General features: G+C 56.1%; 21 protein-coding genes. 17 read left to right on the top strand and 4 right to left on the bottom strand.

Features of this window, described 5'->3' with window-relative positions; translation table 11 throughout:
• The first annotated feature begins 44 nt into the window (after nt 1-44).
• From bioD to MKZ35_RS05150, 4 genes are all read left to right on the top strand, one after another.
• Nucleotides 45-674 carry a dethiobiotin synthase gene (gene bioD / locus MKZ35_RS05165; protein ID WP_482512128.1) on the top strand — a complete coding sequence of 210 codons (630 nt, stop codon included), beginning with the start codon at nt 45-47 and terminating at the stop codon, nt 672-674.
• A gap of 312 nt (nt 675-986) precedes the next feature.
• A complete protein-coding gene (gene bioA, locus MKZ35_RS05160) occupies nt 987-2,309 on the top strand; it encodes an adenosylmethionine--8-amino-7-oxononanoate transaminase (protein WP_482512127.1) in 1,323 nt (440 codons plus the stop codon).
• Nucleotides 2,310-2,565: 256 nt separating this feature from the next.
• Nucleotides 2,566-3,348, top strand: a complete 783-nt coding sequence (locus tag MKZ35_RS05155; RefSeq protein ID WP_482512126.1) for a beta-ketoacyl synthase N-terminal-like domain-containing protein — start codon at nt 2,566-2,568, stop codon at nt 3,346-3,348.
• A gap of 68 nt (nt 3,349-3,416) precedes the next feature.
• Complete coding sequence (locus MKZ35_RS05150) at nt 3,417-3,773, top strand: hypothetical protein (protein ID WP_482512125.1); 357 nt, start codon at nt 3,417-3,419, stop codon at nt 3,771-3,773.
• Between the two features lie 75 nt (nt 3,774-3,848).
• On the opposite strand, the gene MKZ35_RS05145 is transcribed toward MKZ35_RS05150, so the two are convergent.
• Nucleotides 3,849-4,682, bottom strand: a complete 834-nt coding sequence (locus MKZ35_RS05145) for an MIP/aquaporin family protein (protein WP_482512124.1) — start codon at nt 4,680-4,682, stop codon at nt 3,849-3,851.
• 258 nt (nt 4,683-4,940) lie between these two features.
• Here MKZ35_RS05145 and MKZ35_RS05140 point away from each other — a divergent pair, with 258 nt between their 5' ends.
• The 3 genes from MKZ35_RS05140 (at nt 4,941) to MKZ35_RS05130 (ending at nt 7,728) form a co-directional block, all read left to right on the top strand.
• Entirely contained in the window at nt 4,941-6,287 is a 1,347-nt protein-coding gene (locus tag MKZ35_RS05140) for a M20/M25/M40 family metallo-hydrolase (RefSeq protein WP_482512123.1), read from the top strand.
• Between the two features lie 126 nt (nt 6,288-6,413).
• The gene (locus tag MKZ35_RS05135) at nt 6,414-6,989 is read left to right on the top strand and encodes a hypothetical protein (protein WP_482512122.1); all 576 of its coding nucleotides are present in this window, start codon (nt 6,414-6,416) and stop codon (nt 6,987-6,989) included.
• A gap of 373 nt (nt 6,990-7,362) precedes the next feature.
• Entirely contained in the window at nt 7,363-7,728 is a 366-nt protein-coding gene (locus MKZ35_RS05130; protein WP_482512121.1) for a hypothetical protein, read from the top strand.
• On the opposite strand, the gene MKZ35_RS05125 is transcribed toward MKZ35_RS05130, so the two are convergent.
• On the bottom strand, nt 7,725-8,888 hold the full coding sequence (locus MKZ35_RS05125; protein WP_482511613.1) for an IS630 family transposase: 1,164 nt from the start codon (nt 8,886-8,888) through the stop codon (nt 7,725-7,727). The genes MKZ35_RS05130 and MKZ35_RS05125 overlap by 4 nt on opposite strands.
• A 593-nt stretch (nt 8,889-9,481) precedes the next feature.
• On the opposite strand from MKZ35_RS05125, the gene MKZ35_RS05120 reads away from it, so the two are divergent.
• The 8 genes from MKZ35_RS05120 (at nt 9,482) to MKZ35_RS05085 (ending at nt 18,951) form a co-directional block, all read left to right on the top strand.
• Nucleotides 9,482-9,916 (top strand): GNAT family N-acetyltransferase, encoded by a 435-nt coding sequence (locus MKZ35_RS05120; RefSeq protein ID WP_482512120.1) that lies wholly within the window; start codon nt 9,482-9,484, stop codon nt 9,914-9,916.
• Between the two features lie 64 nt (nt 9,917-9,980).
• Nucleotides 9,981-10,952, top strand: a complete 972-nt coding sequence (locus MKZ35_RS05115) for an MBL fold metallo-hydrolase (protein WP_482512119.1) — start codon at nt 9,981-9,983, stop codon at nt 10,950-10,952.
• A 344-nt stretch (nt 10,953-11,296) separates the two neighbouring features.
• Nucleotides 11,297-11,602 (top strand): antibiotic biosynthesis monooxygenase family protein, encoded by a 306-nt coding sequence (locus tag MKZ35_RS05110; RefSeq protein ID WP_482512118.1) that lies wholly within the window; start codon nt 11,297-11,299, stop codon nt 11,600-11,602.
• A gap of 126 nt (nt 11,603-11,728) precedes the next feature.
• Nucleotides 11,729-12,256, top strand: coding sequence for a hypothetical protein (locus tag MKZ35_RS05105; RefSeq protein WP_482512117.1), 528 nt, complete (start codon nt 11,729-11,731; stop codon nt 12,254-12,256).
• Nucleotides 12,257-12,655: 399 nt separating this feature from the next.
• Nucleotides 12,656-13,492: a hypothetical protein gene (locus tag MKZ35_RS05100; protein WP_482512116.1), complete on the top strand. Its 837-nt coding sequence runs from the start codon at nt 12,656-12,658 to the stop codon at nt 13,490-13,492.
• A 9-nt stretch (nt 13,493-13,501) separates the two neighbouring features.
• Entirely contained in the window at nt 13,502-15,634 is a 2,133-nt protein-coding gene (locus tag MKZ35_RS05095; protein WP_482512115.1) for a glycoside hydrolase family 97 protein, read from the top strand.
• 801 nt (nt 15,635-16,435) lie between these two features.
• On the top strand, nt 16,436-17,023 hold the full coding sequence (gene kefF / locus MKZ35_RS05090; RefSeq protein ID WP_482512114.1) for a glutathione-regulated potassium-efflux system oxidoreductase KefF: 588 nt from the start codon (nt 16,436-16,438) through the stop codon (nt 17,021-17,023).
• A gap of 11 nt (nt 17,024-17,034) precedes the next feature.
• Nucleotides 17,035-18,951, top strand: coding sequence for a monovalent cation:proton antiporter-2 (CPA2) family protein (locus MKZ35_RS05085; RefSeq protein ID WP_482512113.1), 1,917 nt, complete (start codon nt 17,035-17,037; stop codon nt 18,949-18,951).
• A 109-nt stretch (nt 18,952-19,060) separates the two neighbouring features.
• Here MKZ35_RS05085 and MKZ35_RS05080 read toward each other — a convergent pair whose 3' ends face one another.
• On the bottom strand, nt 19,061-19,936 hold the full coding sequence (locus tag MKZ35_RS05080; protein WP_482512112.1) for a DUF2911 domain-containing protein: 876 nt from the start codon (nt 19,934-19,936) through the stop codon (nt 19,061-19,063).
• 376 nt (nt 19,937-20,312) lie between these two features.
• Between MKZ35_RS05080 and MKZ35_RS05075 the strand changes: the two genes are divergently transcribed.
• Together MKZ35_RS05075 and lysA are read left to right on the top strand one after the other, a co-directional pair.
• A complete protein-coding gene (locus MKZ35_RS05075; RefSeq protein WP_482512111.1) occupies nt 20,313-21,632 on the top strand; it encodes an aspartate kinase in 1,320 nt (439 codons plus the stop codon).
• A gap of 195 nt (nt 21,633-21,827) precedes the next feature.
• Nucleotides 21,828-22,970, top strand: coding sequence for a diaminopimelate decarboxylase (gene lysA, locus MKZ35_RS05070; protein WP_482512110.1), 1,143 nt, complete (start codon nt 21,828-21,830; stop codon nt 22,968-22,970).
• A 291-nt stretch (nt 22,971-23,261) separates the two neighbouring features.
• Here the strand turns inward: lysA and MKZ35_RS05065 are convergent, their stop codons facing one another.
• A complete protein-coding gene (locus tag MKZ35_RS05065; RefSeq protein ID WP_482512271.1) occupies nt 23,262-24,833 on the bottom strand; it encodes an ArnT family glycosyltransferase in 1,572 nt (523 codons plus the stop codon).
• Nucleotides 24,834-24,983: the final 150 nt, after the last annotated feature.

Below are 24,983 nucleotides of genomic sequence, written 5' to 3'. Positions count from 1 at the left end.
CAGGAGATTTTAATCGCACCGCGCCTTTCTAACAAACCGCTTTTTTGGAACAACTTTTCGTCACTGGCATTGGCACCGACGTAGGCAAAACCCTGGTTGCCGCCATCCTCACCGAAGCCCTGCAAGCCGACTACTGGAAGCCCGTGCAGGCCGGCCTCACCCCCACCCCCACCACCGACACGGCTACGGTGCGCCAGTTGGTTTCTAACCCGGTTTCCCGGTTTCATGCCGAAGCTTATAGCCTTCAGCTTCCAGCCTCGCCCCATGCCGCCGCCGCCGCCGAAGACATCCGCATTCAGCCTGAGCGTTTTACGTTGCCCGACACTGCGAATAACCTCGTTGTAGAAGGCGCTGGGGGGCTTTTTGTGCCGTTGGCACCGGGCTTTCTGCTGGTCGATCTGCTGGCCCAGCTGCGGCTGCCAACGGTAGTTGTATCCCGCAATTATTTGGGCAGCATCAATCATACCCTGCTCACGCTGGAAGCACTGCAAACGCGTGGGTTGCCTATTCGTGGGTTGGTTTTCAATGGAGAATATACTCCGGCTACAGAGGAGTTTATTCTTCAGCATTCCGGCGTTCCGGTGCTGCCGCCGCTGCGCCCGGAGCCGGTGATAGATGCGGCCATGGTAAGCCGCTACGCGGCGGAGTTTCGGGCGTTTTTTGAGAGGAAGTAGCTGTTCAACGAGGCCTTAGGAGGGCCTCACCCCCGGCCCCCTCTCCAAGGGGAGAGGGGAGCCTGACGATTAGTTCTAAGCGGCTACGTCGGCTCCCGCCTCCGCAACCGCTACCAGATAGTGTGTTTAGAAAGTCAAAAGCCAGTTACGTGTTACTAGCTTTTTTCATTAACTGAAACTGTTTAGCTACCGCGGTAGCCGTAGCGGAGGCGGGAGCTGAGGATGCGGCGTAGGCCAAGCGTCAGGCTCCCCTCTCCCCTTGGAGAGGGGCCGAGGGTGAGGCCACTCGTTGAACGGCCTCACCCCTTACCTTTGCCCCATGTCAACCTTAGCTGCCCGCGACCACGCCGTACTCTGGCACCCCTACACTCAAATGCAAACCGCGCCCCTGCCCATTCCCATTGTGCGGGGGAGGGCGCCTGGCTGTACACCGAAGACGGTACCGCTTACCTCGACGGCATTTCCTCCTGGTGGGTGAACCTGCACGGCCACGCCCACCCGCGCATTGCAGCGCGGGTAGCCCAGCAGCTCCAGACCCTGGAGCATGTCCTGTTTGCTGGCTTCACCCACCCGCCCGCCGTGGAGCTGGCCGAAGGGTTATTGGAGATTTTGCCCCCCAATCAGCGCCGCATCTTCTACTCCGACAATGGCTCGACGGCCGTGGAAGTAGCCCTGAAAATGGCCCTCCAATATCACCACAACCGCGCCCAGCCGCGCCGTACCATCGTGGCCTTCCGCGACAGCTACCACGGCGACACCTTCGGGGCCATGGCCGTGAGCAGCCGGGGGGCATTTACGGCGCCCTTTGCGCCCCTACTCTTCGATGTGGCTTTTATTGACGTGCCGGTGCCCGGCCGTGAGGCGGAATCCCTCGCTCAGTTAGAAGCGGTAGCGGCTCAGGGCGACGTGGCGGCGTTCATTTTTGAGCCGCTGCTACTGGGCACGGCCGGCATGATTACGTATACGCCCGAGGTGCTTGACCAGCTAATTCACTGCTGCCATCAGCATGGCATTCTGGCCATTGCTGATGAGGTAATGACCGGCTTCGGGCGCACCGGCCGGCTATTTGCCTGCGATTATCTGACGGAAAGACCCGACATGGTTTGCTTATCTAAGGGCCTCACCGGGGGCACCATGGCACTAGGCGTCACGAGCTGCGCGGGGCCGGTGTACGAAGCATTTTTGAGTGATGACAAGATGAAGACCTTTTTTCACGGCCACTCTTATACCGCCAATCCGGTGGCGTGCGCGGCGGGGCTGGCTAGTCTGGAGCTGTTGCGCGAGCCGGCTTGCACTGCGGATTTAGTGCGCATTGCAGCAGCCCATCAGGTTTTTTACCAAGAAATAGCGGGTCAAAAAGGTATCCGTGATGTGCGGTTGCTGGGCACCGTGCTGGCCGTAGAGTTTGAGGAGCAAGCCAGCACGTCTTACTTCAGCACCCTGCGCGACGAGCTGTATCAGCTGGCTTTGCAGCGCCGTGTGATTCTGCGGCCGCTGGGCAACATTATTTACCTAATGCCTCCTTACTGCACCACAGATGCGGAGCTGGCGCTGCTTTACGACGCCGTGCGCGCCATGCGGGAGCTGGTAGTGGCGCGCGCCGCGCCGTTGCTTAATGAAGCTGAAGCTGTTTAGGAAGTCCTTTTGGTCCTGCTGAGCATTCTGCGCATAAAGCAGAGACAAAGTAGAGTCGAAGTATCCCTCTGGTTTGTAGTCTCAACAAAGCAGTGAAGGTGCCTCGTGGCCGGACGCCAGATGGAGCAGGACGCTCTGGGGGGCTTTTTTAAACTACCTAAACAGCTGCAATTGTTAACGACTGGAATCTGCAAGGGCAGTGGTTCAACCAAACAACCAAACAATAGCGGGCGCGTGCGACGCGCCTCTACAGCAAATGTCCGACGACAACCTGATTCTGATTCGGGGCCGGGGCAGCGTATCCGCGCTGGGGCTAGAGGGCAATTTCGTGTCTTCCTCACCTCTTTCGGCCTTCGCCAGCCGCCAAACCGGAACCCGCACGTTGTCCGTTGCCAGCGTGCCTGCCGACGCGGAGGAAGCAGCCGTGGCCTTACGCCACGCGCACGCCCCGTACCGCCAGCTCGACCGCACGGTGCTGCTGGCCTTGCTCGCCGCCCGCCAGGCCACGGCGCAGGCAGGCTGGGCGGCAGCTCAGGATGCTAGCTTGGGGGTAAGCATCGGCTCTTCGCGGGGTGCTACGGGTCGTTTGGAGCAGTTTCACGCCGATTTTCTAGCCGATGGAACAGTAGCGGCGGCAGCTTCGCCACTTACCACGCTAGGCAACATTGCCAGTTGGGTAGCTTACGACGCGGGCACTCACAGCGCCGCAGCGCTCAGCCACTCCAGCACCTGCAGCAGCGCCTTCCAGGCACTAGGCAACGCGGTAGCCTGGCTCCGGGCCGGCCTCGCCGACCGGTTTTTGGCTGGTGGCGCCGAGGCTCCGCTCACCGATTTTACGCTGGCGCAAATGCACGCCCTGGGTATTTACTCCACTTTTACCCCCCAGTACTGGCCTTGCCGCCCCGGCGCCGGGGCGCCTTCCACCTTTGTGCTGGGCGAGGGCGCGGCGGTGTTTGCCTTGGAAAAAATCAGCCGGCAGACCCTTCTGAAGGAAAAAGCAGCTAGTGCTTCAGCGCCTTTTTTCAGCTCGAAAGCGTAGGCTTCGGCTTTGAGGCCATTCCCAGCAAAACCGGCCTTTCACCCGATGGCCAGCACTTCCAAACCGCCATGCGCCAAGCGCTGCGACAGGCAAATTGCCCCCCCGAAGCCGTAGATGTGCTGGTGCTGCACAGCCCCGGTACGCCAGCCGGCGACGCAGCGGAACGCCGGGCTGTAGCAGCCGTTTTTGGGACAGAAAATACCCCCCAGCTCGTTTCCAACAAATGGCTGGCAGGTCACACGCTCGGCGCATCGGCCGCGCTTAGCCTGGAGTTTGCCTTGCAAATTCTCATTTATCAAACCTGGCCCACGCCGCCATTTGCTACCTACCTGTCTGCCGCCCCTACCCGCCCAATTCGGCGTGTACTGGTGAACGCAGCGGGTTTTGGTGGCAACGCAGCCAGTGCAATCGTATCGTTGACATGAGGCAGCAGCATAGCACTATCTACATCAATTTCAATTAGTTATCGACACTGCACGACGGTGCATTCTACATAAGAATCACTCATCCGGATACTGGGGCGGCTCTTCGTTCCCGGCGTGGGGTGAGGCCGGACCCGGACTACAACCTGCCAGGATAGCGCAGTTCAGCTCCTGGCCGTGGTGGAACCGCAGAAAGGCTACCGTAGCCAGCCACGTAGCCAGGCAGGGCGCCACCCAATACAGCCATAACCCTTCGTAGCTACCCGCCGCCACGGCCGTGCCTAGGGTGCGGGCCGGGTTGAGGCTCATGCCGGATAGCGGCGTTTCCACCACCACGTACACAGCCAACAGGGCGCCCAGCAGCCAGCCGGTCCACTCTTTGAGGCGGGCGGAATGCAGGGCCACCAGCGCCAGCAGCATCAGAAAAAAGGAAATAACGAACTCGGCCGCGAAGGCTACCAGTTGGCCAGCCAGGGTTGGGGAGAATGGCTTGGTCACGGTGTATTCCACGGCGGGATGGGCGTACAGCTCACCCAGTAACAGCTTGAGCAGCAGTGCCGCCCCAATGGCGCCAAATAGTTGGGCCACCACGTACCAGATGGCATCGGTCAGCCGGATTTTGCCCAGTTGCCAGAAGCCCAGGGTCACGGCCGGGTTAATATGGGCTCCCGACTGCTTGCCCCAGGGGTTATACACAATGATGACCAGCACCAGGCCCAGGCCAACTCCCAGCAGCGCCCGCCGAAGCAGCTCACTATCGGGCAGGGCCTGGTGCGCCGGCGAGGCTGGGTGCTCCAGCAGCATCGTCAGCAACCCGGCGCTGCCCACGAAAAAGGCTATTCCCGCGGCTTCAGCCAGGTAATGGGACCAGTGCCGACGAAGCGCGGCAAGCAAACGGGAAGCAAACGGCATAGGCGAGCAGGGTTAGGCTGTACAACGTGCCGGCTAGCCCGTAGTTGTGTCGGGCCGAGGTCCGTGAATAGCTAGTAGAGAACCGCTTTACTACAACCACTTCTGTCTACTTACCCATTTATTTCTTCTTAGCACGTATTTTACGTCACCCAAACCACCCGGCTGCCCCGCATAGGTCATTGGTTGTAATCGTATAAACACCCTGCTCTTCCATTTTCTAATCATTCCAAAATGCCCCCCAAGACCTTCCTTCGCTCTATGCTCCTGCTCGCTGCGGTTGCCAGCTTCACCACCCTGCGCGCCCAAAATGCCCCCCCGTCTACCCCTAACCCAGCCATTAAGCAAATGGTGGAAGCCATTTCGGCTAAAACCCTGGAGGAAGATATCCGCAAGATGGTGTCCTTCGGCACCCGCCACACGCTGAGCGACACCAAGAGCAAAAAGCGCGGCATTGGGGCGGCGCGCAATTGGGTGGAATCAGAGTTTAAGAAGTACGCCAAAGCCAGCGGCGGCCGCATGAAAGTGGAGCAGGACACGTTCACCGTAAAGCCCGACGGCCGGCGCATCGATAAGCCCGTGGTGATGGCCAACGTAATGGCGACCCTCCCAGGCACCGACCCGAACGACAAGCGTATTATCATCGTCAGCGGCCACCTTGACTCGCGCGTAACCGACGTGATGAACGCCACCGCCGACGCGCCTGGCGCCAACGACGACGCTTCCGGTGTGGCGCTGGTAATGGAAATGGCCCGCGTAATGGCTTCCAAGCAGTTTCCCTGCACCCTCATTTTCGTGGCCGTTCAGGGCGAAGAGCAAGGCTTATATGGCTCGACGCACATGGCCAAGCGCGCCAAAGCTGAAGGTTGGAATATCGTCGGGATGCTCAACAACGATATCGTGGGCAACTCCACCGGCTTCGACCCCGAGATTAAAGACGCCAAGCACGTACGCATCTTCAGCGAGGGCGTGCCCGCCACCGAAACCGCCGACGAGGCCAAAGTGCGTCGCCAGCTCAGCAGCGAAAACGACTCACCCAGCCGCCAGCTGGCCCGCTACATCAAAACCACTTGTGAGCAGTACGTGAATGACTTCGGCGTGCTTATCGAGTACCGCCCCGACCGCTTCCTGCGCGGCGGCGACCACACTCCCTTCAATCAGCAGGGCTTCACGGCCGTGCGCTTCACGGAAGTAAACGAGAACTTCAACCACCAGCACCAGGATCTGCGCACCGAAAACGGCATCGAATACGGCGACAAGCCAGAGTTTGTGGACTACGACTACCTGCGCAAAAACACCGGTGTAAACCTGGCCACGATGGCTAGTCTGGCCTGGGCGCCCGCCGCGCCCCAGAACGTGGGCGTGCTGACTGCCAACCTTACCAACCGCACGGAGCTGAAGTGGGAAGCGCCCGCCGCCGGCGAAAAACCAGCCGGCTACTACGTGCTCATGCGCGAAACCAGCAGCCCCGTGTGGCAGCAGAAATTCTTCGTGACCGCCACCACCGCCGACCTGCCCCACAGCAAGGACAACTTCATTTTCGCCGTGGCCGCCGTGGATGCCGAGGGCCACGAAAGCCTGCCCGTAACGCCGAAAGTGGTGCGGTAAATCAGTGGATAAAATACAGTAGTATCAAGTTGAGTCTCTATCTTGCAGCGACAGCTAAAAAGCCCCCCGGCACCACGTCGGGGGGCCTTTTTTTATCAATTATTAAACTCAACAAACTATACCAGCGTGAATAAAATTAAACTCCTTGTTGCCTTATTATGCATTTCACATTGGGCAGCTGCCCAGGAAGTTGCGCCACTTCCCGGCACAGGTGTAGAAACCATTCACAGCGCCAGACTCACCGTTTTGGGCTTATCATATGCGTACGAACGGGCGTTGAGTCCGCGCACTACTCTTACGGCTGAGTTTATGCTGGCGGGTTCTCTGGCAGCGAGTGGGGGAACTGGTCGTTCAACCTCCTTCTTCTTCGCCCTGGCCCCTGTCGTCGTCGTGGAGCCGCGCTATTATTATAACTTTCAGAAGCGAAGCAGCAAAGGCAAAAATACCGCGAACAATTCAGCCAATTATCTGGCGCTCAGTGTCGATTACGTATTCGGGACTACCATCGGCGACCGGGTGCGCGTTCAGCCGGCGTTCAGCGTTATTCCAAAGTGGGGATTGCGCCGGGCGTTGGGGCAGCGGTTTTTCTTTGAAACGGCTATTGGTTTGGGAGCTCGCAAACCTGTGGATTATCAATGGGAACCAACTCTGGGGCTGGATATAAAATTTGGCTACGCCTTGGGCAGACGGGTGGCGCGATAAAACATCTAGTCGCGTGACATCGACATTTTAATTACTGATGTTACGCGGCAACTGCACCTCTGCCTCAGAAAGAAGCTATTGCTGCTTCAGGAAACATCCTTTCCAAGCAATCGACTAATATGCCGCGTAACATCAGTTTATTAGAAAGTATCGGTTGGCAGCTACAGGCGCTGATGTTGCGTACATATTTTGGCCAGACCAAGCACTTTGTTTAGCCGGGTAACGACTTAGGCTCGCGGGCCGAAGGTTTTTATCAAAATTTCGAATCCGCAAAATGTGTGGCCTGCCCGTAACGCCGAAAGTAGTGCGGTAGCAAACGGTTGAGCTTAGCATCATATTTGCCGAGAATCTACTCGTAAATACTTCATCTCAAATGATAAACCGCCTTTTAGCTTGCCTATTAGTTATTATCGTAGGTCTGGCTGCGACGGGCTGTGACTCTGATAAAGAAGATGCGTTTACTGTAGTAGCGGGCAGCGTAATAGACAAGTATACTGGTCAGCCAGTGGCTACGGCACCCGTTGCCGTAAGTCGAATTACCTACCGCTTGTTTGGTACTCCTACTTATGATTCTGTGACCACGGCCTATACGGATATAGATGGCCAATATAGTCTCTCATTTAGTGCTTCCCGCAAGGGCAACTACGCGGTGAAGTTGCAGGAAAGTCAGGAGTTTTATGACTTGTCTAATCCCTCTGGCAGTGATGGTACAGAAGCCAAGCTGGGAACTAGTGCTTAGTCAGGGGAATTAGGCACCCTAATTTTCTGGTAATGTCGGCCGAGTTTGGTGCGGGCTTTTTCGAGGGAAAACTGCCAGTTGACCGTGGCCCGGCGCTCATTTCGCTCGGCTACACAAGCGGCCACGTGGGCGGTGAGCTCGTCCTGGGTGGGGATGCGCTGGTGGAGACACTGGCGGGCAATGGCCGAGAGTTCAAGTTCGACCATGTTGAGCCAGGAGGCATTTTTGGGCGTGTAATGGAGCTCGAAGCGCGCGGCCAGGGCGCGGGCCTGCGCGGCGGGCAGGTGCTGGTAAAAGACGGCATCGGTGTGGGTGTTGAGATTATCCTGCACTAACACGATTTTCTCCGCCTGCGGGTAGGCCGCCGCCAGGCGCTGCATAAAACGGCAGTAGTCCGCCCCGGTCCGGCGGGCGGAAACCTCGACCAGGCGCTGGCCGGTTGCTGGTTCAAAAGCGGCCAGCAAACAGGCCGTGCCCTGGCGTACATAGGTGCTGCTTTCGCGCCGGGGCCGGCCGGCTTTGGCGCGCTGGCCGTCGTGGGCGGGTTGGGCCGGCACAGGCGGCAGCGGCTCGACGGGCTGGCCGTGCAACACGCAGGGCCGCTCATCGAAGCAGACAACGGGAAAGCGTGGATCGTGGGCCCGCTCGTAGACGGCCAGCACGTCTTCCATCCGCGCCACAAAGGCCGCATTCACCGCCCCCAGGCACCAGTGCTGCTGGCGGTGAGGCTGCAATTCGTTTTTGAGCACCTGCGCCACTGTTTCGTGGGAAATGGTTTCCACCAGGGCCAGTTCCACGGCTTTGTCGGCCAGCAAACGCAGGGTCCAGCGGCTGTGCCCCACCGGGGCCTGGGTGCAGGCCAGGGCCGTGATAGCGGCCCGGTCTGCCCCGTCGAAACGCCGCGGGCCGCCGCTCCGTGGCGCTTCACTGAGGGCGGCTTGCCAGCCGCCTTCTTCGTAGCGGCGGCGGAGCTGACTCACCGCCTGTCGGCTTAAGCCCACGGCTTGGCCGGCGGCCTGCTGGCCGATACCGGTGGCCAGCGCCAGCAGGGCCTGGGCGCGACGCACCGCCCGTACCGACCGGCGACCAGTGCGCGTAAAATTTTCGAGGGCGGCTTGGTCAGCAGCCGGCAGGGGAAAGGGAGTGATTGGACGGGCCATAGATTCCCAACGCTAACCCGCTTGTTTTGTTAACCAATCCCCCTGACTAAGCACTAGAAATGAGATAAACTTTGAGGTGACACCTTACAAAACAGTTACAATAAATGCTGTGTCAGGTAAAAGCGGCAAGTCTGATATTTCCTTTTCTTTTGTAAGCACGGACCAGCAAGACTGGTTCGGGGGAGCCATCTTCCATGATACAGTGCGATCTAATCAAAACGTCAATTTTACTCGCGCTATTAAGGTATTGCCAAACCGGGAGTACACTTTTACTAAAGTAACCTGTAATCGGGTTCGGCTTATTGGCTTTAATTATGAGTTTCGGGATTACACGTACCAAAAGCACACGCGCAAGGTGTTCTACAACGACACCACAATCGTGCGTTTTGAATAACCTGTTAATTAGTTAAGATACCATAAGGCGCAGTCAAAAAGCCCCCCAGAGTTTTCTGGGGGCTTTTTATAAACTGATACGATCTTCAACCTCTCGAAAAGTATACGTAGAGCGAGATAGTATTAAAAGCATCTCATCGGGAATGTGTCAAACTCAGTACTATCAGTACTAAATGAGTTGCTAAATATATCTTACAGCCATGCGCTACCGCGAAGCCCAAGTTGCTGATATTCCGCAGTACATGGCCGTGCGCATGGCGGTCAGGGAAAACCAGCTTTCCAACCCTGATCGGGTAACGGAACAAGACAACATCGATTACCTCACTTGGCGGGGTAGAGGCTGGGTGTGCGAAGCAGACGGCCAGATTGTGGGGTTCGCCATTGCCGACCTGCAAGACCATAGCATCTGGGCGCTCTTTGTGCACCCCGATTACGAGGGGCAGGGCATCGGGCGGCAGCTACAGACGCTGATGCTGCGCTGGTATTTCAGCCACACCCAGCATCCCGTTTGGCTCAGTACGAGTCCGGGAACGCGGGCCGAAGTTTTTTACCGACAATTGGGCTGGCGCGAAGTCGGGCGGACTGTCTCCGGGGAAGTTCGGTTTGAGTTGACGATGGAAGAGTGGGCAAGGTGATTCAAGCAAGTATAGACGTAGTTGTGGCCGCCTGATAAGCTGAATCTATGGCTACCTTGTGGGCATGGAGACGACGCGTTTATTCCAACGGTGCTTGCTGCATTTGCTGCTCCTGATGGGGCATAGTGTCCTCGCGCAGCATACATCTTCTCCCGCCTTTAGCGTCGTGCCGCTGGGCGTAAAAGGCGGGCTGGATGAGGGCAACCTTTCCGCCTATCTGGTTGCGCCGGCGGGCTCCACTTCCTACGTGTGTCTGGATGCGGGCAGCGTGTATAGCGGCATGGAAAAGGCCGTAGCGCGTAAGGTATTTACGGGGCCAGCAGGCGAGGTGATCCGCAACAATATCAAGGCTTACCTCATCTCCCACGCCCACCTCGACCACGTAGCGGGCCTGCTCCTGAATGCCACCGACGACTCGCCCAAAAGCATCTACGGCCTGAGCAATTGTCTTCAAACCATTCAAAACGATTATTTCAACTGGCGCACCTGGCCCAACTTCGGCAATAGCGGCAACCCACCCGCCCTGGGCAAATACCAGCTTCGGCCCCTAACCCCTGGCCAGGAAACGGCCCTCGAAAACACGGCCCTAAGCGTTCAGACGTTTGTATTGAGCCACGGCAAACCACATCAAAGCGCGGCTTTCCTGATTCGCAGCCAGAACAATTACCTGCTCTACCTCGGCGACACCGGCGCCGATGCCATCGAAAAAGCCCCCCAACTGCGCAACTTATGGCAAGCCATTCAGCCACTGGTAAAAGCCGGCCAGCTGAAGGCCATTTTCATCGAAACTTCCTACGCTAATGCCCAGCCCCCAGCGCAGTTGTTCGGACATCTTACTCCGGCTTTGCTCATGCAGGAAATGACCACGCTGAGTCAGCTAACCGGCGCGGCTGCGCTACGCGGTCTACCGGTCGTTATTACCCACATGAAACCCACGGCCGGCAATGAAGCTGCCATCAAAAAGCAGCTCACCGAAGCGAATTCGTTGCAGCTGAAACTCATCTTTCCGGAGCAGGGAAAGTTGCTGCAGTTTTAGTGTAGTAACCAGCTTCACGAGCCATCAATGCTTGTAGAGACGCGATACTTCGCGTCTTTGCGTTTGCGCCTCCTAAACAAAATCATGTAATTAAGAAGACGCGAAGTATCGCGTCTCTACAGGAGAACGTAACTGCTAACCATAGCCTGACTATTAATAACACAAATACGCTCTAATAAACTGTTTAAGGTAACAGGAACGCGGTAGAGACGCAATATTTTGCGTCTCGTCGTCTGCGCCGTCTGGGCTTTGTTCCAGCAGATTGTGCAACGACAAGACGCAAAATATTGCGTCTCTACCGCGTTCCAGGTCCAAACTTAATCCAAATCCGCTCTAAAACCCACATGATAATTACCAGAATTTGGCACGGCGTTACCCACGCTCATCACGCCGATGAGTATCTGCAGTTTCTGGAAGCTTCCGGCATTGCCGACTACCAGAAAACGCCCGGCAACTTAGGCGTGCAAGTGCTGCGCAGCCTGGAAGGCGAAGTCTGTCATTTCTGGACCGTAACCCGTTGGGACAGCTACGAGAGCATCAAACAATTTGCCGGCGACGACTACGAAAAGGCGCGCTATTACCCCGACGATGCACGCTACCTGCTGGACTTTGAGTCCAACGTCACTCACTGCGAGACATTTGATTTTTAACTATCAACCTTTAACTATTAACCAGCCTAATCTGCTGGGCTAATTTATTTCATGAGAATTTTCATACTATTCCTGACACTCACAATCACTCTTATTCAGTCTCCGATAGCACATGCCCAAAAGCGAATGCAACCTGGCTACATCGTATTTGCGCATGGTGATACGCTGCGGGGCGAGTTGGAGGTTCCAACCCGTAGCACAGTGGCCCGTGGTGTGATGTTTCGGAAAGATTTAGCTTCGTCAAACAGGCAGTTTTATCCGATTAAGCAACTGCGCAGCCTTCATCTGACGGACGGCAGGAGCTATATAATGCGCAAGATGCTGCCAGTGGCAAATCGTGACACCTTATGCTTGCTGCTCGAACGCTTAGCCGGTGGGCGCGCTAACCTCTACCGCAGTACCTATAATCTGTTTGGCAACAATCCAGACGAGGTGTACGCCAACCAGTCTACGCTCATTTACTATTATATCGAACGGTCAGCTGACCGTACACGCGCTCCTTACCTATTGCAAGCCACAACATTCAGAAACGACTTGCGCAGTCTTTTTAGCGACTGTTCCGCCGCCCCTGGTATTACGGGTAAGTTCAGCGAGTCGAACTTGCTCCACCTTGTGCAACAGTATAACGCCTGTCAGAATAACCTTACACCTTAGAATCCTGGACCTGTTAGCAAGCTTTTGTACCTGAACTGCGCTTTTCTTACCAACCCATAATCATGCATACTCAAAAACGCCTGCGGAAGGTAGCCTTTCTGTTTTGGTCTATGCTGCTCGTACTACCAGCTACTAGGTGCCCACTGCTTTCGTCAACTCAGCTTGGCTAAACGCCTTAAACCAGCAGCCACTGGCGCTGAATACGCAGCTTACCTTGCAGCCGTATCAGTATTTGATTTTACAGAACTAACCCTAATATTATTTCAGAGTGCGGTAAGAAGTTAGCTTTAGGCATACTATTAACAGTTTACTAGTATTATATTTTTTCTTTAATTTTTTCAGAACATTACTGTTTAGATTTTCATTAACCGATTACAAAAAAAATCAATAATAAAAGGCATGGCTAGAGATAATTTTTTAAAACCTATTCGCAAAGTATTGGCTGAAAGAGTAGCCTATCTCTGTTCTAATCCTAAATGCAGAAAAATCACTATTGGTCCAAATGCCAAGAAGGATAAATCAACTTCTATAGGAATTGCTGCACACATAACTGCCGCTGGTGGTCCGCGATATAATCTACTTCTCTCACCTTCTCAAAGATCAGACATAGATAATGGGATATGGCTTTGTAGTAATTGTTCAATCCTTATTGACAAGGATGCCAGTGTATATTCTGTTTCACTTTTAAAGGCGTGGAAAGTGATGGCTGAAGATGATGTGCGCCAGAATATTCTCTCTGGTAGCACCCAAACAATCAATCACGCCATAATAAAAAGGCCAAAAATTGAAGGTGTTCTACTCTGGAACAATACATGGTCTACTAATGAAGGATACTACGAAAAACCATCAAGCGAGCCTATGCTTCCAGGCACAATAAAATTTGTTTTTCGCGCAAAATGGGAATACAAATTACTTTTGATAAATAATTCATCAGTACCAGCGTTTAATATAAACATAAGACAATCGGGTGAAAATAAGTTAAATATTAATACACGAATAGCTCCAATTAATAATCTCCAGCCTTTAGCAGAAATGCATTTAGAATGTACTTTAGAACAACTACATGTAATGACTGGCAATGAGCGTATGCACGGTGACATAGCAGATAATCCATATCCTATGGCCCTTGAAAATGTTGTGCTCGAAATAGAATACAATGATGAAGAAGGAAGGAAGTTGACAACCAAAACCACATTCTCAGGAAAGCAACCTGAAAACGTCATTAGTCTTACATAATAGCCTACCGTGAAGTTTCCTAAATGTATTTTCGCTCTTGTGTTGCTGAGCGTCCCGGCTCTGGCTCAAAACCTCCACTCCCCTACCAACAAGCTTACCCTAAACTTCCAACTAAGCCCCGCTGGCGAGCCAACATACCAGCTCTGGTTCGGGGCGAAGCCCGTTATAAAGCCTAGTCGCTTAGCCGTCCTGCTTCAAAACCAGCCCGGCTTCGACAAAGGCTTCACCATCGCCAAAATTGACTCGTCGGCGACGGACGAAACGTGGGCGCCGGTGTGGGGCGAGGTGAAGCAGATTCGTAACCGCTACAAGGAGTTGGCCGTGACGTTGCAGCAAGCCGCCGTGCAGAACCGGCGGCTGGTGGTGCGCTTCCGTTTGTACGATGATGGGCTGGGCTTCCGCTACGAGTTTCCGGCTCAAGCAGGCTTCACCTACTTCACCGTACAGGAGGAGAAAACCGAGTTTAACCTCACCGGCGACCACAAAACCTTCTGGATTCCGGGCGACTATGACTCCAACGAGTACAGCTACAGCACCACCCGCCTGAGCGAGGTAAACACCACACCTATTGAACCCATCCAGCTAAAATCTGCCCCCCAGCGGGTGCAGACGCCGCTGATGCTGAAGACGCAGGACGGGCTGTACGTAAATATTCATGAGGCCGCACTGGTGAATTATCCGGCCATGATGCTGGACGTGGACACCAAAACGTTCGGCCTCACCAGCCAGCTCGTGCCCGATGCGACGGGGGCCAAAGCGCATTTGCAGGCGCCCGAGCACACACCCTGGCGCACTATTGTGGTCAGCGACAAAGCGCCCGAGGTGCTGGCTTCCAAGCTGATTCTGAACCTGAACGAGCCGAGCAAAATCACTGATACGGGCTGGATTAAGCCCCAGAAGTTTGTGGGCGTGTGGTGGGAAATGCACGTCAACAAAGCCAGCTGGAATTACGCCGACACCAGCAACATCAAGCTGGCTACCACCAACTGGAACACACTGAAACCCAACGGCCGCCACGGCGCCAACACGGCCAACGTGAAGCGCTACATCGACTTTGCGGCCAAGCACGGTCTGCAAAGCGTGCTGGTAGAAGGCTGGAATGTAGGTTGGGAAGACTGGGCCAATAACTGGAAAGAGGAAGTGTTCGACTTCGTGACGCCCTACCCCGACTTCGACGTGCAGGAACTGCAGCGCTACGCCGCCAGCAAAGGCGTGAAGGTGATGATGCATCACGAGACCTCCAGCTCCGTGACCAACTACGAGCGTCGGCAGGAAACCGCATTTCGCTTCATGAAAGAACACGGCTACGACGCGGTGAAAACCGGCTACGTGGGCCGCATCATTCCGCGCGGCGAGCACCACGACGGGCAGTGGATGGTAAACCACTACAACCGCACGGCCGCCAACATGGCCCAGCAGCAGATTATGGTGGATATGCACGAGTCGGTGCGGCCGACGGGCCTGCACCGCACCTACCCTAATTGGTTAGCCTCGGAAGCCGCTCGCGGCAACGAGTTCAACGCCTGGAGCACCGGCAACCCGCCCGAGCACGAAACCATTCTGCCCTTCACCCGCCTCATGGGCGGCCCCATGGACTACACGCCGGGCATTTTCCAGATCAAGCTGGAACCCTGGAACCCCACCGCCAACAAAGGCCGCCAGGTACACACGACGTTAGCCAAGCAGTTGGCCCTGTACGTGACGATGTATAGCCCCGTGCAAATGGCCGCCGACCTGCCGGAAGCCTACGAGCAACACCTCGACGCTTTCCAGTTCATCAAAGACGTGCCCGTGGATTGGGACGACACCCGCATTCTGGCCGCCGAGCCCGGCGACTACATCATCACGACCCGCAAAGCGAAAGGCAAAGACGAGTGGTACCTGGGCGCCATCACCGACGAGCAGGCCCGCCGTCAGACCGTGAAGCTCGACTTTTTGCCCCCCAAGGCCCGCTACACCGCCACCATCTACGCCGACGCCAAGGATGCAGACTGGGAAAAGAACCCTATGGCTTACCAAATCCGGCAGGTGCTAGTGGATAGCCGCACGCAACTGCCTCTACAAATGGCCCCCGGCGGCGGCACAGCTATCAGTCTGAAACCCGCGACGCGGGAGGAGCTACGAAAACTGAAGGGACAATAGAATGGCATCTAAGGACACTTTCAGCACACTACCATATGCTTGATAAGCAAATAGGTGACAATTTTCTAGGAAGCTGTCGAGATTTATATAAATCAGGCATCTATCCATTTAGCGTCGCTCAATATGACTCACTAGCTTACCGGCAGCATCAGACTTTGGCTCAAAGATTCATGCAGCAAGAAGGCCTTCAGACTTTCTTGAGTAATCTAATGGAGCACCAGTATTACGTAAATCTTTGGGCCGCTATTTTCGCTTTATAGTTTGGTTTGCCAAGTGTAGATGAAGAATTAGAAATAACGAAGGGGAGAAAAGTTGTTGAGTTTTGTCTAGATACAGTAAAGAGCCACTTTCCTCATCCTCCCCAGCCCGGCAATACTATACGGACGGCTAGTGCTGATATTTGGTTGACCTGCATGCGACGCTATTATAGCATAAACGATCTGTAATCGTTAGATAATCAGCATAAAAGCCCCCCAAACGCCGTGTCTGGGGGGCTTTTATGTAATGCAGTTCCACTTATTTCGATTATACCTCTGTAGAGCAGTTTGCCGAACCGTGTACGTGTGCTGTAGAGACGCAACAATTTGCGTCTTCTCGTTGCTGACGTTGCTTATTAAAACAGGTAGACTTTAGTCGTTCAACGACGAGACGCGAAGTGTCGCGTCTCTACATGGTACATGAATCAAGGAACCATTATAGATTATAAGTCACAGCGGCTTCCAAGCTTCCACAGCTATTATGTCCTCCTGCTGTGAATCGCTTAACTTGCTTTGGCACGTTGATTAACATAGTCTTCCTCTTATGGCTCGTATCCTGATTCAGTTTGCGCATCCGGCCCTGGAGAAATCGAGGGTGAACCGGCGGCTGATTGCGGCGGTGGAGTCGCTGGACTTTGTGACGGTAAACGATTTGTACGAGCAGTACCCCGACTTCGACATTGATGTACAGCGGGAGCAGGAGCTGCTGTTGGCCCACGAGGTTGTCGTGTTGCACCATCCGTTTTACTGGTACAGCTCGCCGGCTATGATTAAGCAGTGGGAAGACCTGGTGCTGGAACACGGTTGGGCCTACGGACGCACCGGCAACGCTTTGGCTGGCAAGCACATGCTGAACGCCATTACCACCGGCGGCCGGCAGGAAGCCTACCAGGAAACGGGCTCCAACCGCTATACAATTCAGCAGTTGTTGGTGCCCTTCGAGCAGACGGCCCGGCTCTGCAAGATGCAGTACCTGCCGCCCTTCGTGGTGCATGGCTCCCTGCGCATTACGGATGCGGAGATTGATGCCGCGGCCATACAGTACCGCGATTTGCTTACGTTGCTCGCCACGGGCCAGGCCACTGAATACGCCAGCTTACAGGCTCCATTTCTTACCGATCTGGCCAACTAAATCATTGCTGTATGAGTCAGTCTGTTTTGCTGCAAGCGTTGGTGTATCTGGCGGCCGCAGTGCTGTTTGTGCCGCTGGCCAAACGCTTTGGTTTGGGCTCGGTGCTGGGGTATTTGCTGGCCGGAATGGTCATTGGACCAGCTGTGCTGGGGCTGGTCGGGGCCGAGGGCCAGGACGTGATGCACTTCGCGGAGTTCGGCGTCGTAATTATGCTGTTTCTGGTGGGCCTGGAGCTGGAGCCGGCTTTGCTGTGGAAGCTCCGCACGCCTATTCTCGGCCTCGGTGGCCTACAAGTGGTGGCAACGTCGCTGGCGCTGGCGGGGCTGGCTATGGTGGCGGGCATCGGGTGGAAACCGGCGCTGGCGCTGGGCCTTATTCTGGCTATGTCGTCGACGGCCATTGTGTTGCAGACTTATAAAGAGCAAAATCAGCTGGGCACACCGGCCGGGCAAGGTACCTTCTCCGTGCTGCTGTTTCAGGATATTGCCGTCATCCCGATTCTGGCCATTTTGCCCCTGCTGGCAATGCAGCCCGCCGCGGCCGGCGAGGCAGCTGCCGCCGATCATAATTTGTTGGCCTCGGCACCGGGCTGGCTGCGCGCCCTGGCTTTGGTGGCGGCAGTAGCTGCCGTAGTGGTGCTGGGCAAGTACGGCATGCGGCCCATATTCCGCTTGGTGGCGCGTAGCGGCTTGCGCGAAGTATTTATTGCCACGGCGTTGCTGCTGGTGGGTGGCGTGGCTTTGCTGATGGAGCTGGTGGGCCTGAGCCCGGCGCTGGGGGCCTTTGTGGCGGGCGTGGTGCTGGCGACCAGCGAGTACAAGCACGAGATTGAGAGCGACATCGACCCGTTCAAAGGCCTGTTGCTGGGCTTGTTTTTCATGTCGGTGGGGGCGGCTATTGACTTCGGGCTGATTCGGGAGAACCCGTTGCTAGTAGCGGGGGCGGTGGTGGCCGTTATGCTGGTGAAGACAGCTGTGCTGTTGGTCCTGGGCCAACGCTTCACCGGCAACCGGGCCCAGAACGTGACCCTGGCGCTGGGGCTGAGCCAGATTGGGGAGTTTGCTTTCGTCCTGCTGTCCTTCAGCACCCAGAATGGTATTCTGAATCAGCGCATTACCAGCATTGCCACGGCCGTGGTGGCTATTAGCATGGCGCTTACGCCGGTGGTGTTTTTACTAAACGAACGAGTGATTCAGCCTCGCCTGGGGCCAGCGGCGGCGCCGGAGCGGGAGGCGGATACAATTGAGGAGAAAAACCCCGTCATCATTGCGGGATTCGGGCGCTACGGCAACATTGTGGGGCGTTTTCTGCGCGCCAACGACATCGGCACCACCGTGCTGGATTTTGACGCTGACCGCGTAGAGACGCTGCGTCAGCTGGGTTTGCGCGTGTACTATGGCGACGCGTCGCGCTATGATCTGCTGCACGCGGCCGGCGCGGGCCAAGCCAAAGTCATCATCATTGCCCTCGATTCGTCGGAGCGGGCGCTGGAGCTGGTAGAGCTGGTGCGGCGCCACTTTCCCCACCTGCGCATTCTGGTGCGGGCCCACGACCGCCCCGACGCCTACGAATTCATTGAAGCCGGCCTGACCGACGTGTACCGCGAAACGGTGGACAGCTCCCTGCGCCTGGGCGTAGATGCGCTGCGTCTGCTGGGCGTGCGTGCCTACCACGCCCAACGGGCCGCCCGCACCTTCCTGCGCCACGATGAGCTGGCCATGCGCGAGCTGGCGGCCGTGCACAAAGACCGGAAAACCTACTTCAGCACCGCCCGCCAGCGCATTCAGGAGTTGGAACAACTGCTCCACTTCGACGCGGCCAACGAAAATTTACGGGAAGTGGATGAGGGCTGGGATAATGAGTCCTTGCGCCAGGAAGCACCGCCCGCTTCGTCGGCTTCCACCGCCCCTCAAACGCCTGTAGCGTAGCGGCAAGCCACGTTTCAGGAAGCCTTTCAGTACTAAAAAAGCCCCCCAGAAATATTCTGGGGGGCTTTTTTAGTTATTAGTGACTAGTAAGCCTGATGGCGCAGTTGCCCTATTTCTTGCCACCTATATCGGCTAGCAGCTGCTGATTCAGGCGAATGTATTCTTCTTTAATTGACGGGGTTTTCTCCGTTTTTACCAGCTCCAACGACTGCTTGGCGGCAGCGGTGGCCTCGTCGGGGCGCTTGGCTTTGTGCAGCACGCGGGCCTTCCAGTAATAAGCGTAGTAGCTGGGCTGCTGTTTGATGGATGCGTCCAGCCAGGTGAGGGCTTGGTTGAGGTCTTTATTATTGTTGTAGTAATACTGAGCAGCGCTGATGTAGGGCTTTTTCTCTCCCTGCATAGCCTGAGCAATCTGGGCTTCCACGCGGGTATCAGCGTCGGCGGTGAGGGGCACGCTTACCTGGGTTTTGTCCCAGCGCAGAGTGAGGTCGGCGGCAGATGGGCGCAGGTTTTCCAGCGTCAGGCTCATGGTTTCGGCGGGGTCGCGCAGAGTGGCAGGAATGGCTTTTACGCGCACCACGTCCATCTCGGGTTTATAGGTATAAGCGCCCCACTGCGCGGTATCCCGATTCAGAATCAGAGTCCACTCCTTAGGCCCCGGAATGCTGAACAAGGCGTAGGTGCCCGCTGGTACAGTTTGGCCACCAAATTTTACTTCTTCCCCGAAGCGAATTTTAGTGTTGGTATTAGCGCCTGTGCGCCACACCTGGCCGTAGGGCTCAAGCTTGCCGAAAATCTCACGGCCTTTTTTGGAGGGGCGCGAGTAGCTTAGTTCCACGAACGAAACGGAGAAATCCTGGCGGAGACGCACGGCAGGGCTAGCTACTGGAATGCGAAGCGCCTGCTGAGCCAGAATGGGCGTGCTGGCCGCCAGCCCATAGGCCACACTGAGGAAAGGAATAGTAAGGAGAATACGGGGTTTCATGAGCAATGAAGTTGGGGTGGGAACAGGTTGAATATAGTAACCACTGAGTTGAAAGAGTTGCTTAAGCCGAATGACTTAGGCAAGCAAAAAGGAGGTTGTTGGAGGGAGTTGAACGCGGTAGAGACGCAACATCTTGCGTCTTGTCGTTGCACGACTGAAGCTGCGCTTATTAAATAACCTCAGCAACGAGGAGACGCAAAATATTGCGTCTCTACCGCGTTCCGACTTTTGTAAGAATAATTCGCCTCCTGCATCGCACACCGGTTTGGCGGTGTCTATTGCCTTCAGATCTTCAAAAAAGCCCCCCAGGCAACCCATCATTTCACATCTTGACGCCTGGGCCGTACCTTGGAGGCTCTTACGCTCAATACTTTTCATGAGAATTCTCAAGTTTGGCGGCACGTCCGTCGGGTCGGTGGCGCGGATGCATTCGGTGGCCGACCTCATTCAAAGTTCCGAGCCGCGCATCGTGGTCTTGTCGGCCATGTCGGGTACTACCAATTCCCTGGTTTCCATTACGAAGCTGCTGTTTGAGGGAGAAATTCAGGCGGCTACATCTCAGATCGAGATTCTGCGTCAGCACTACCTGATAGTGGCCCGTGAGCTGCTGCCCGAGCCCGCCGTAGCCGACGAGGCCATCAGCCACGTCGATACCTGCTTCAAAACCATCTTCAACCTGATGCGCCAGCCCCTGTCGACCTCGGGCGAGCGGGTGATTCTGGCGCAAGGCGAACTGCTGAGTACGCTGCTGTTTCATCGTTACCTGACAGCCATTCGCGGGCAAGAGGCGGTTCTGCTGCCAGCTTTGGAGTTTATGCGCCTCGACGCCAGCGACGAGCCTGATGACGCCTACATTCGTGAGCATCTGGCCCAGCAATTAGCCCCCCACGCGGGCCAGAAGCTGTTTATTACCCAGGGCTACATCTGCCGCAACGCCAAGGGCGACATCGACAACCTTAAGCGCGGCGGCTCCGACTACTCCGCTTCGCTCATCGGGGCAGCGGCCGGCGCCGACGAAATCCAGATCTGGACGGACATCGACGGCCTGCACAACAACGACCCGCGCGTGGTGGAGGGCACCTACCCTATTCGAGAGCTGTCGTTTGATGAAGCGGCCGAGCTGGCTTACTTTGGAGCTAAGATTCTGCACCCCAGCTCCGTATTGCCGGCGCGCCAGTACAATATTCCGGTGCGCCTGCTCAATACCATGCAGCCCGAAGCGCCCGGTACGCTTATTTCCAGCAAAACCGGCTCTGAGGCCATTAAAGCAGTGGCTGCTAAAGACGGTTTGGTAGCTATCAAAATCAAGTCGAGCCGCATGCTGCTGGCCCACGGCTTTCTGCGCAGCGTGTTCGAAGTATTTGAGCGCTACCGTACGCCTATAGACATGATTACGACCTCGGAAGTTGCCGTGTCGCTGACCATCGATGATGCCACGCACTTAACGGAAATCCTGACGGAGCTGCGTGATTTCGGCAACGTGGAGATTGATGAGAACCAGACCATCATCTGTTTGGTTGGTAATCTGATTCAGGAAAACCACGGCTCGGCTCGGCTGGTGTTCAATGCGTTAGGCGATATTCCGCTGCGGATGATTTCCTATGGCGGCTCGCCGAATAATATCAGCTTACTGGTGCACACCGCGGATAAGTCACAGACGCTGAAGGCGTTAAACGCGGGGCTGTTTCAGCGGTAGATTTTCCTCTCGGATACTTCTAACGATTGGCCTCAACCTCTAGCCCCTTCTTCTCCTAGGGGAGAAGGGGAACTAACTCTAATTACTAGCCTGCTAGTCAATACTAGTTTTCTAAAACAACTAAAAGCTAGTCCCCTTCTTCCCTAGGAGAAGGGGCTAGGGGTTGAGGCCCACGTTGCTTATTACTCTAAAAGAATGTCTTTCTCACTTTCCGGCGAGCTTCTCTCCCGCCCTACTCCTTTCTACCACTACGACCTCAGCCTGCTGACGCGCACGCTGGAAGCAGTGCAGCAAGCGGCTCGGCCCAGAGGTTTTCATGTGCATTATGCCCTGAAAGCCAACGTTAATGAACCTATCCTGCGACTTATTCAAGCGCACGGCCTCGGGGCCGACTGTGTAAGCGGCAACGAAGTACAGCGGGCCCTCGACACCGGATTTGCCCCCCAGGACATTGTGTTTGCGGGGGTGGGCAAAACCGACGCGGAAATCAAGCGGGCGCTGGCGGCGGATATCTGGTGCTTCAACGCGGAGTCGGCGGAGGAGCTGTTGGTGCTCAATGAGTTAGCTGGGGGGCAAAATCGGCGGGCGCGGGTGGCGCTGCGGGTGAACCCGAATGTGGACGCGCAGACGCACCACTACATCACGACGGGACTGGAGGCTAATAAATTCGGAATTGGGCTGAACGACTTGCCAGCCGTAGTGGAGCAACTTGCTTCACTTCCTCACCTGGAGCTAGTGGGCTTGCATGCCCATATCGGTTCGCAAATCACAGATTTGGCAGTATTTGCGGAGCTTAGCCAGAAGCTAAACGAGCTGCAATCCTGGCTGGAAGAGCAAGGCCACCAGCTGCCCCACCTCAACGTAGGCGGCGGCCTGGGTATTGATTACAATGACCCCGACACGAACCCCATTCCCGATTTTGAGGCTTACTTCCGCACCTTCGAGCAGCACCTGATTCGGCGGCCGGGCCAGCAGGTACACATGGAGCTAGGCCGCGCCATTGTAGCCCAGAGCGGGACGCTGGTAAGTCGGGTATTGTTCGTGAAACGCAGTCAGCAAACGCAGTTCGCCATCCTCGATGCGGGCCTTACGGAGCTGATTCGACCGGCTTTATATGGCAGCCACCACCATATTCAAAACCTAAGCAGCCAGGGCACCATTCAGCCGTACGACGTGGTAGGGCCCATTTGTGAGTCGTCGGATACCTTTGGCCGCGCAGTGCCTTTGCCCGAGACGAAACGCGGTGACTTAGTTGTGCTGCGTTCGGCGGGAGCGTATGGGGAGGTGATGAGTTCGGCGTACAACTTACGGGAGAAAGCGGAAGCAGTGTACGCGTAGCCCGCCGCGGGTGGTAGTACGACTCCAAAGTCGTACTACCACTATCGTTGTAGGACCCGGCACAGGTACGAACATCAGCATCGATAGTGATACTACGACCTTGGAGTCGTAGTACCACTTGGTTATTCCACCCAGAGTGTGTGGATATTGGGAAAATAGTAGCGCGGAAATCCGTTCCGCGTCGCGCCCAGCGCGAATCAGACGTATGCATTCATCCGCTACCGCGTGGCTTCGCGCGGGGCGCGACGCGAAACGGATTCCCGCGCTACCGTCCATACGCCCTAGGTCATTCTAATACCACACCGTCCATTTTCCCAGCTTCTCGTGCTGCTTAAAATTGGCCAGCAGCCACTGTCGCTCAGGGTTTAGCTCGCCTTTTACGATGAGCACGGGCCGCTGCTGGAGCATCCAGTCCAGAGTAGACCTCTGGGTAGCATCACTTAGATAAATCAGGTTTCGCTGCCACCGCGTATCAGTTTCAAACTGCGTTTCTCGGTTGAGGCTGTGGTTGCCATCATTCAGTGAAACAGGCAGTTTACCAAGCTCGAAGGCCAGGGAAGGTAGCAACTCATTGTACACCAGCACGGGCCGCGCCGTAAGCTTGCGCTCACGCAGCAAATTGGCCAACGGGCGCGTGCCGTTGGCGGCCAGTTCATTTTGGTGCAGGATGGGCTTAGCGGCCAGCAGCAACGTAACGGTAAACATAACAGCCGCCGCCAGCAAACGGGGCGCGACGCGCACCTGCTCCCAGAGCGTGAGCACAATCACCAGTACCACGACGCCAGCCGCCGGCACCGCCGCCATAAGCGGGCGCAACACAAAGGGCAGATTAAAGGACGCCGCCAGCACGGGCGCCAGACACAGCACGCCCAGCAAAAAGCCAAAAAAAGCCACGATTCCGACGTACCAGCGAAACAGCTGTGCCTCGGTGCAGCGCCCCAGATAATACACCGTGAGCAGGGCCACGCCGGGAAATACTGGCAGCACATACAGGAGCAGCTTGGAGCTGGACAGCGAGAAAAACACCAAAGGCACCAGCACCCAGAAAATGAGCACGTTGCGCCAAAGCTGCGGCACCTCAGCCCAACGAATGCGCACCGCCTGCGCTACTAGCGCCGCCGACCAGGGCAGGCTGGTAGCGGGAGCTAATACCAGGTAAAACCACCACGGCTTAGCTCGATTGAAGGTGTTCGCATTCGCAAAGCGCTCGACAGTATGCTCGAATAAGAAGTAGCGTATAAACGCCTTATTCTCGGCTATCAGGTATAGATACCAGCTGAGTCCAACGAGGACAAACAGCCCAAACCCGAGGGCGTGGTGCACCGTGAAAGGGCGACGGGCTTGCTTTTGCTCGGCATCCTGTCTGAAGTAATGGCTAATGACTGCCATAAGTGGCAATACAAATCCGACGGGTCCTTTGGTCAGAAAAGCCAGCCCCAGCCCCAGCCAGAACAGGTACAGCCACCGAGTTTGCCCCCCGGCATAGTAGCACAGAATACCGTAGGTAGCCGCCAGCTCCAGCGTAGCCAGGTAAGCATCGGTAGTCACGTTGAGGGCTGAAATAAGCACCACGGGTAAAGAGCCATAGATGACGGACGCCGCCAGGGCACGGGCCCGGTCGCCGCGAAAAAGCAGCTCGCCCAGCTTGTACACGAGCAGCACTTGCAGCAGCACGGCCAGCACCGGCAAAATACGCACGCCGGCCGCGTGGGGGCCAAAAATGGTGAGGCTGGCGGCCGTGAGCCAGTAGGTGAAGGGTGGCTTATGGAAGTGCTGAATACCCAGCAGCCGCGGGTGCAGCCAGTCGCCGGTAGCCAGCATTTCGCGCCCGATTTCGGCGTAGCGGGCCTCACTGCTTTCCAGCGGCCCCCAGGCACCCAGACCTACAAAAAAGCCCCCCGAGGACTAAGAGCCACAGCCAAAGCCAGGAACGGGAAGTAAGGGGAGCGGCCATAGGAGCATGATTTGGAAAGCGGCTGCAATGTTAGCCAAAATGTGGGGTAAGACTGGCCT

The sequence above is a fragment of the Hymenobacter sp. R533113 genome, assembly GCF_056835965.1.
Note: the sequence above shows the minus strand (reverse complement) of the source record. Positions and strands in the feature narration are given on the sequence as shown.

Coding starts and splice junctions, on each gene's coding strand:
- MKZ35_RS05130 (WP_482512121.1), top strand. CDS start 7,363: ATGATAAACCGCCTTTTAGCTTGCCTATTAGTTATTATCGTAGGTCTG.
- MKZ35_RS05080 (WP_482512112.1), bottom strand. CDS start 19,936: ATGAAACCCCGTATTCTCCTTACTATTCCTTTCCTCAGTGTGGCCTAT.
- lysA (WP_482512110.1), top strand. CDS start 21,828: ATGTCTTTCTCACTTTCCGGCGAGCTTCTCTCCCGCCCTACTCCTTTC.
- MKZ35_RS05110 (WP_482512118.1), top strand. CDS start 11,297: ATGATAATTACCAGAATTTGGCACGGCGTTACCCACGCTCATCACGCC.
- MKZ35_RS05150 (WP_482512125.1), top strand. CDS start 3,417: ATGCGCCAAGCGCTGCGACAGGCAAATTGCCCCCCCGAAGCCGTAGAT.
- MKZ35_RS05155 (WP_482512126.1), top strand. CDS start 2,566: ATGTCCGACGACAACCTGATTCTGATTCGGGGCCGGGGCAGCGTATCC.
- MKZ35_RS05145 (WP_482512124.1), bottom strand. CDS start 4,682: ATGCCGTTTGCTTCCCGTTTGCTTGCCGCGCTTCGTCGGCACTGGTCC.
- MKZ35_RS05075 (WP_482512111.1), top strand. CDS start 20,313: ATGAGAATTCTCAAGTTTGGCGGCACGTCCGTCGGGTCGGTGGCGCGG.
- MKZ35_RS05100 (WP_482512116.1), top strand. CDS start 12,656: ATGGCTAGAGATAATTTTTTAAAACCTATTCGCAAAGTATTGGCTGAA.
- MKZ35_RS05105 (WP_482512117.1), top strand. CDS start 11,729: ATGCAACCTGGCTACATCGTATTTGCGCATGGTGATACGCTGCGGGGC.
- MKZ35_RS05085 (WP_482512113.1), top strand. CDS start 17,035: ATGAGTCAGTCTGTTTTGCTGCAAGCGTTGGTGTATCTGGCGGCCGCA.
- MKZ35_RS05140 (WP_482512123.1), top strand. CDS start 4,941: ATGCTCCTGCTCGCTGCGGTTGCCAGCTTCACCACCCTGCGCGCCCAA.
- MKZ35_RS05120 (WP_482512120.1), top strand. CDS start 9,482: ATGCGCTACCGCGAAGCCCAAGTTGCTGATATTCCGCAGTACATGGCC.
- kefF (WP_482512114.1), top strand. CDS start 16,436: ATGGCTCGTATCCTGATTCAGTTTGCGCATCCGGCCCTGGAGAAATCG.
- MKZ35_RS05125 (WP_482511613.1), bottom strand. CDS start 8,888: ATGGCCCGTCCAATCACTCCCTTTCCCCTGCCGGCTGCTGACCAAGCC.
- MKZ35_RS05115 (WP_482512119.1), top strand. CDS start 9,981: ATGGAGACGACGCGTTTATTCCAACGGTGCTTGCTGCATTTGCTGCTC.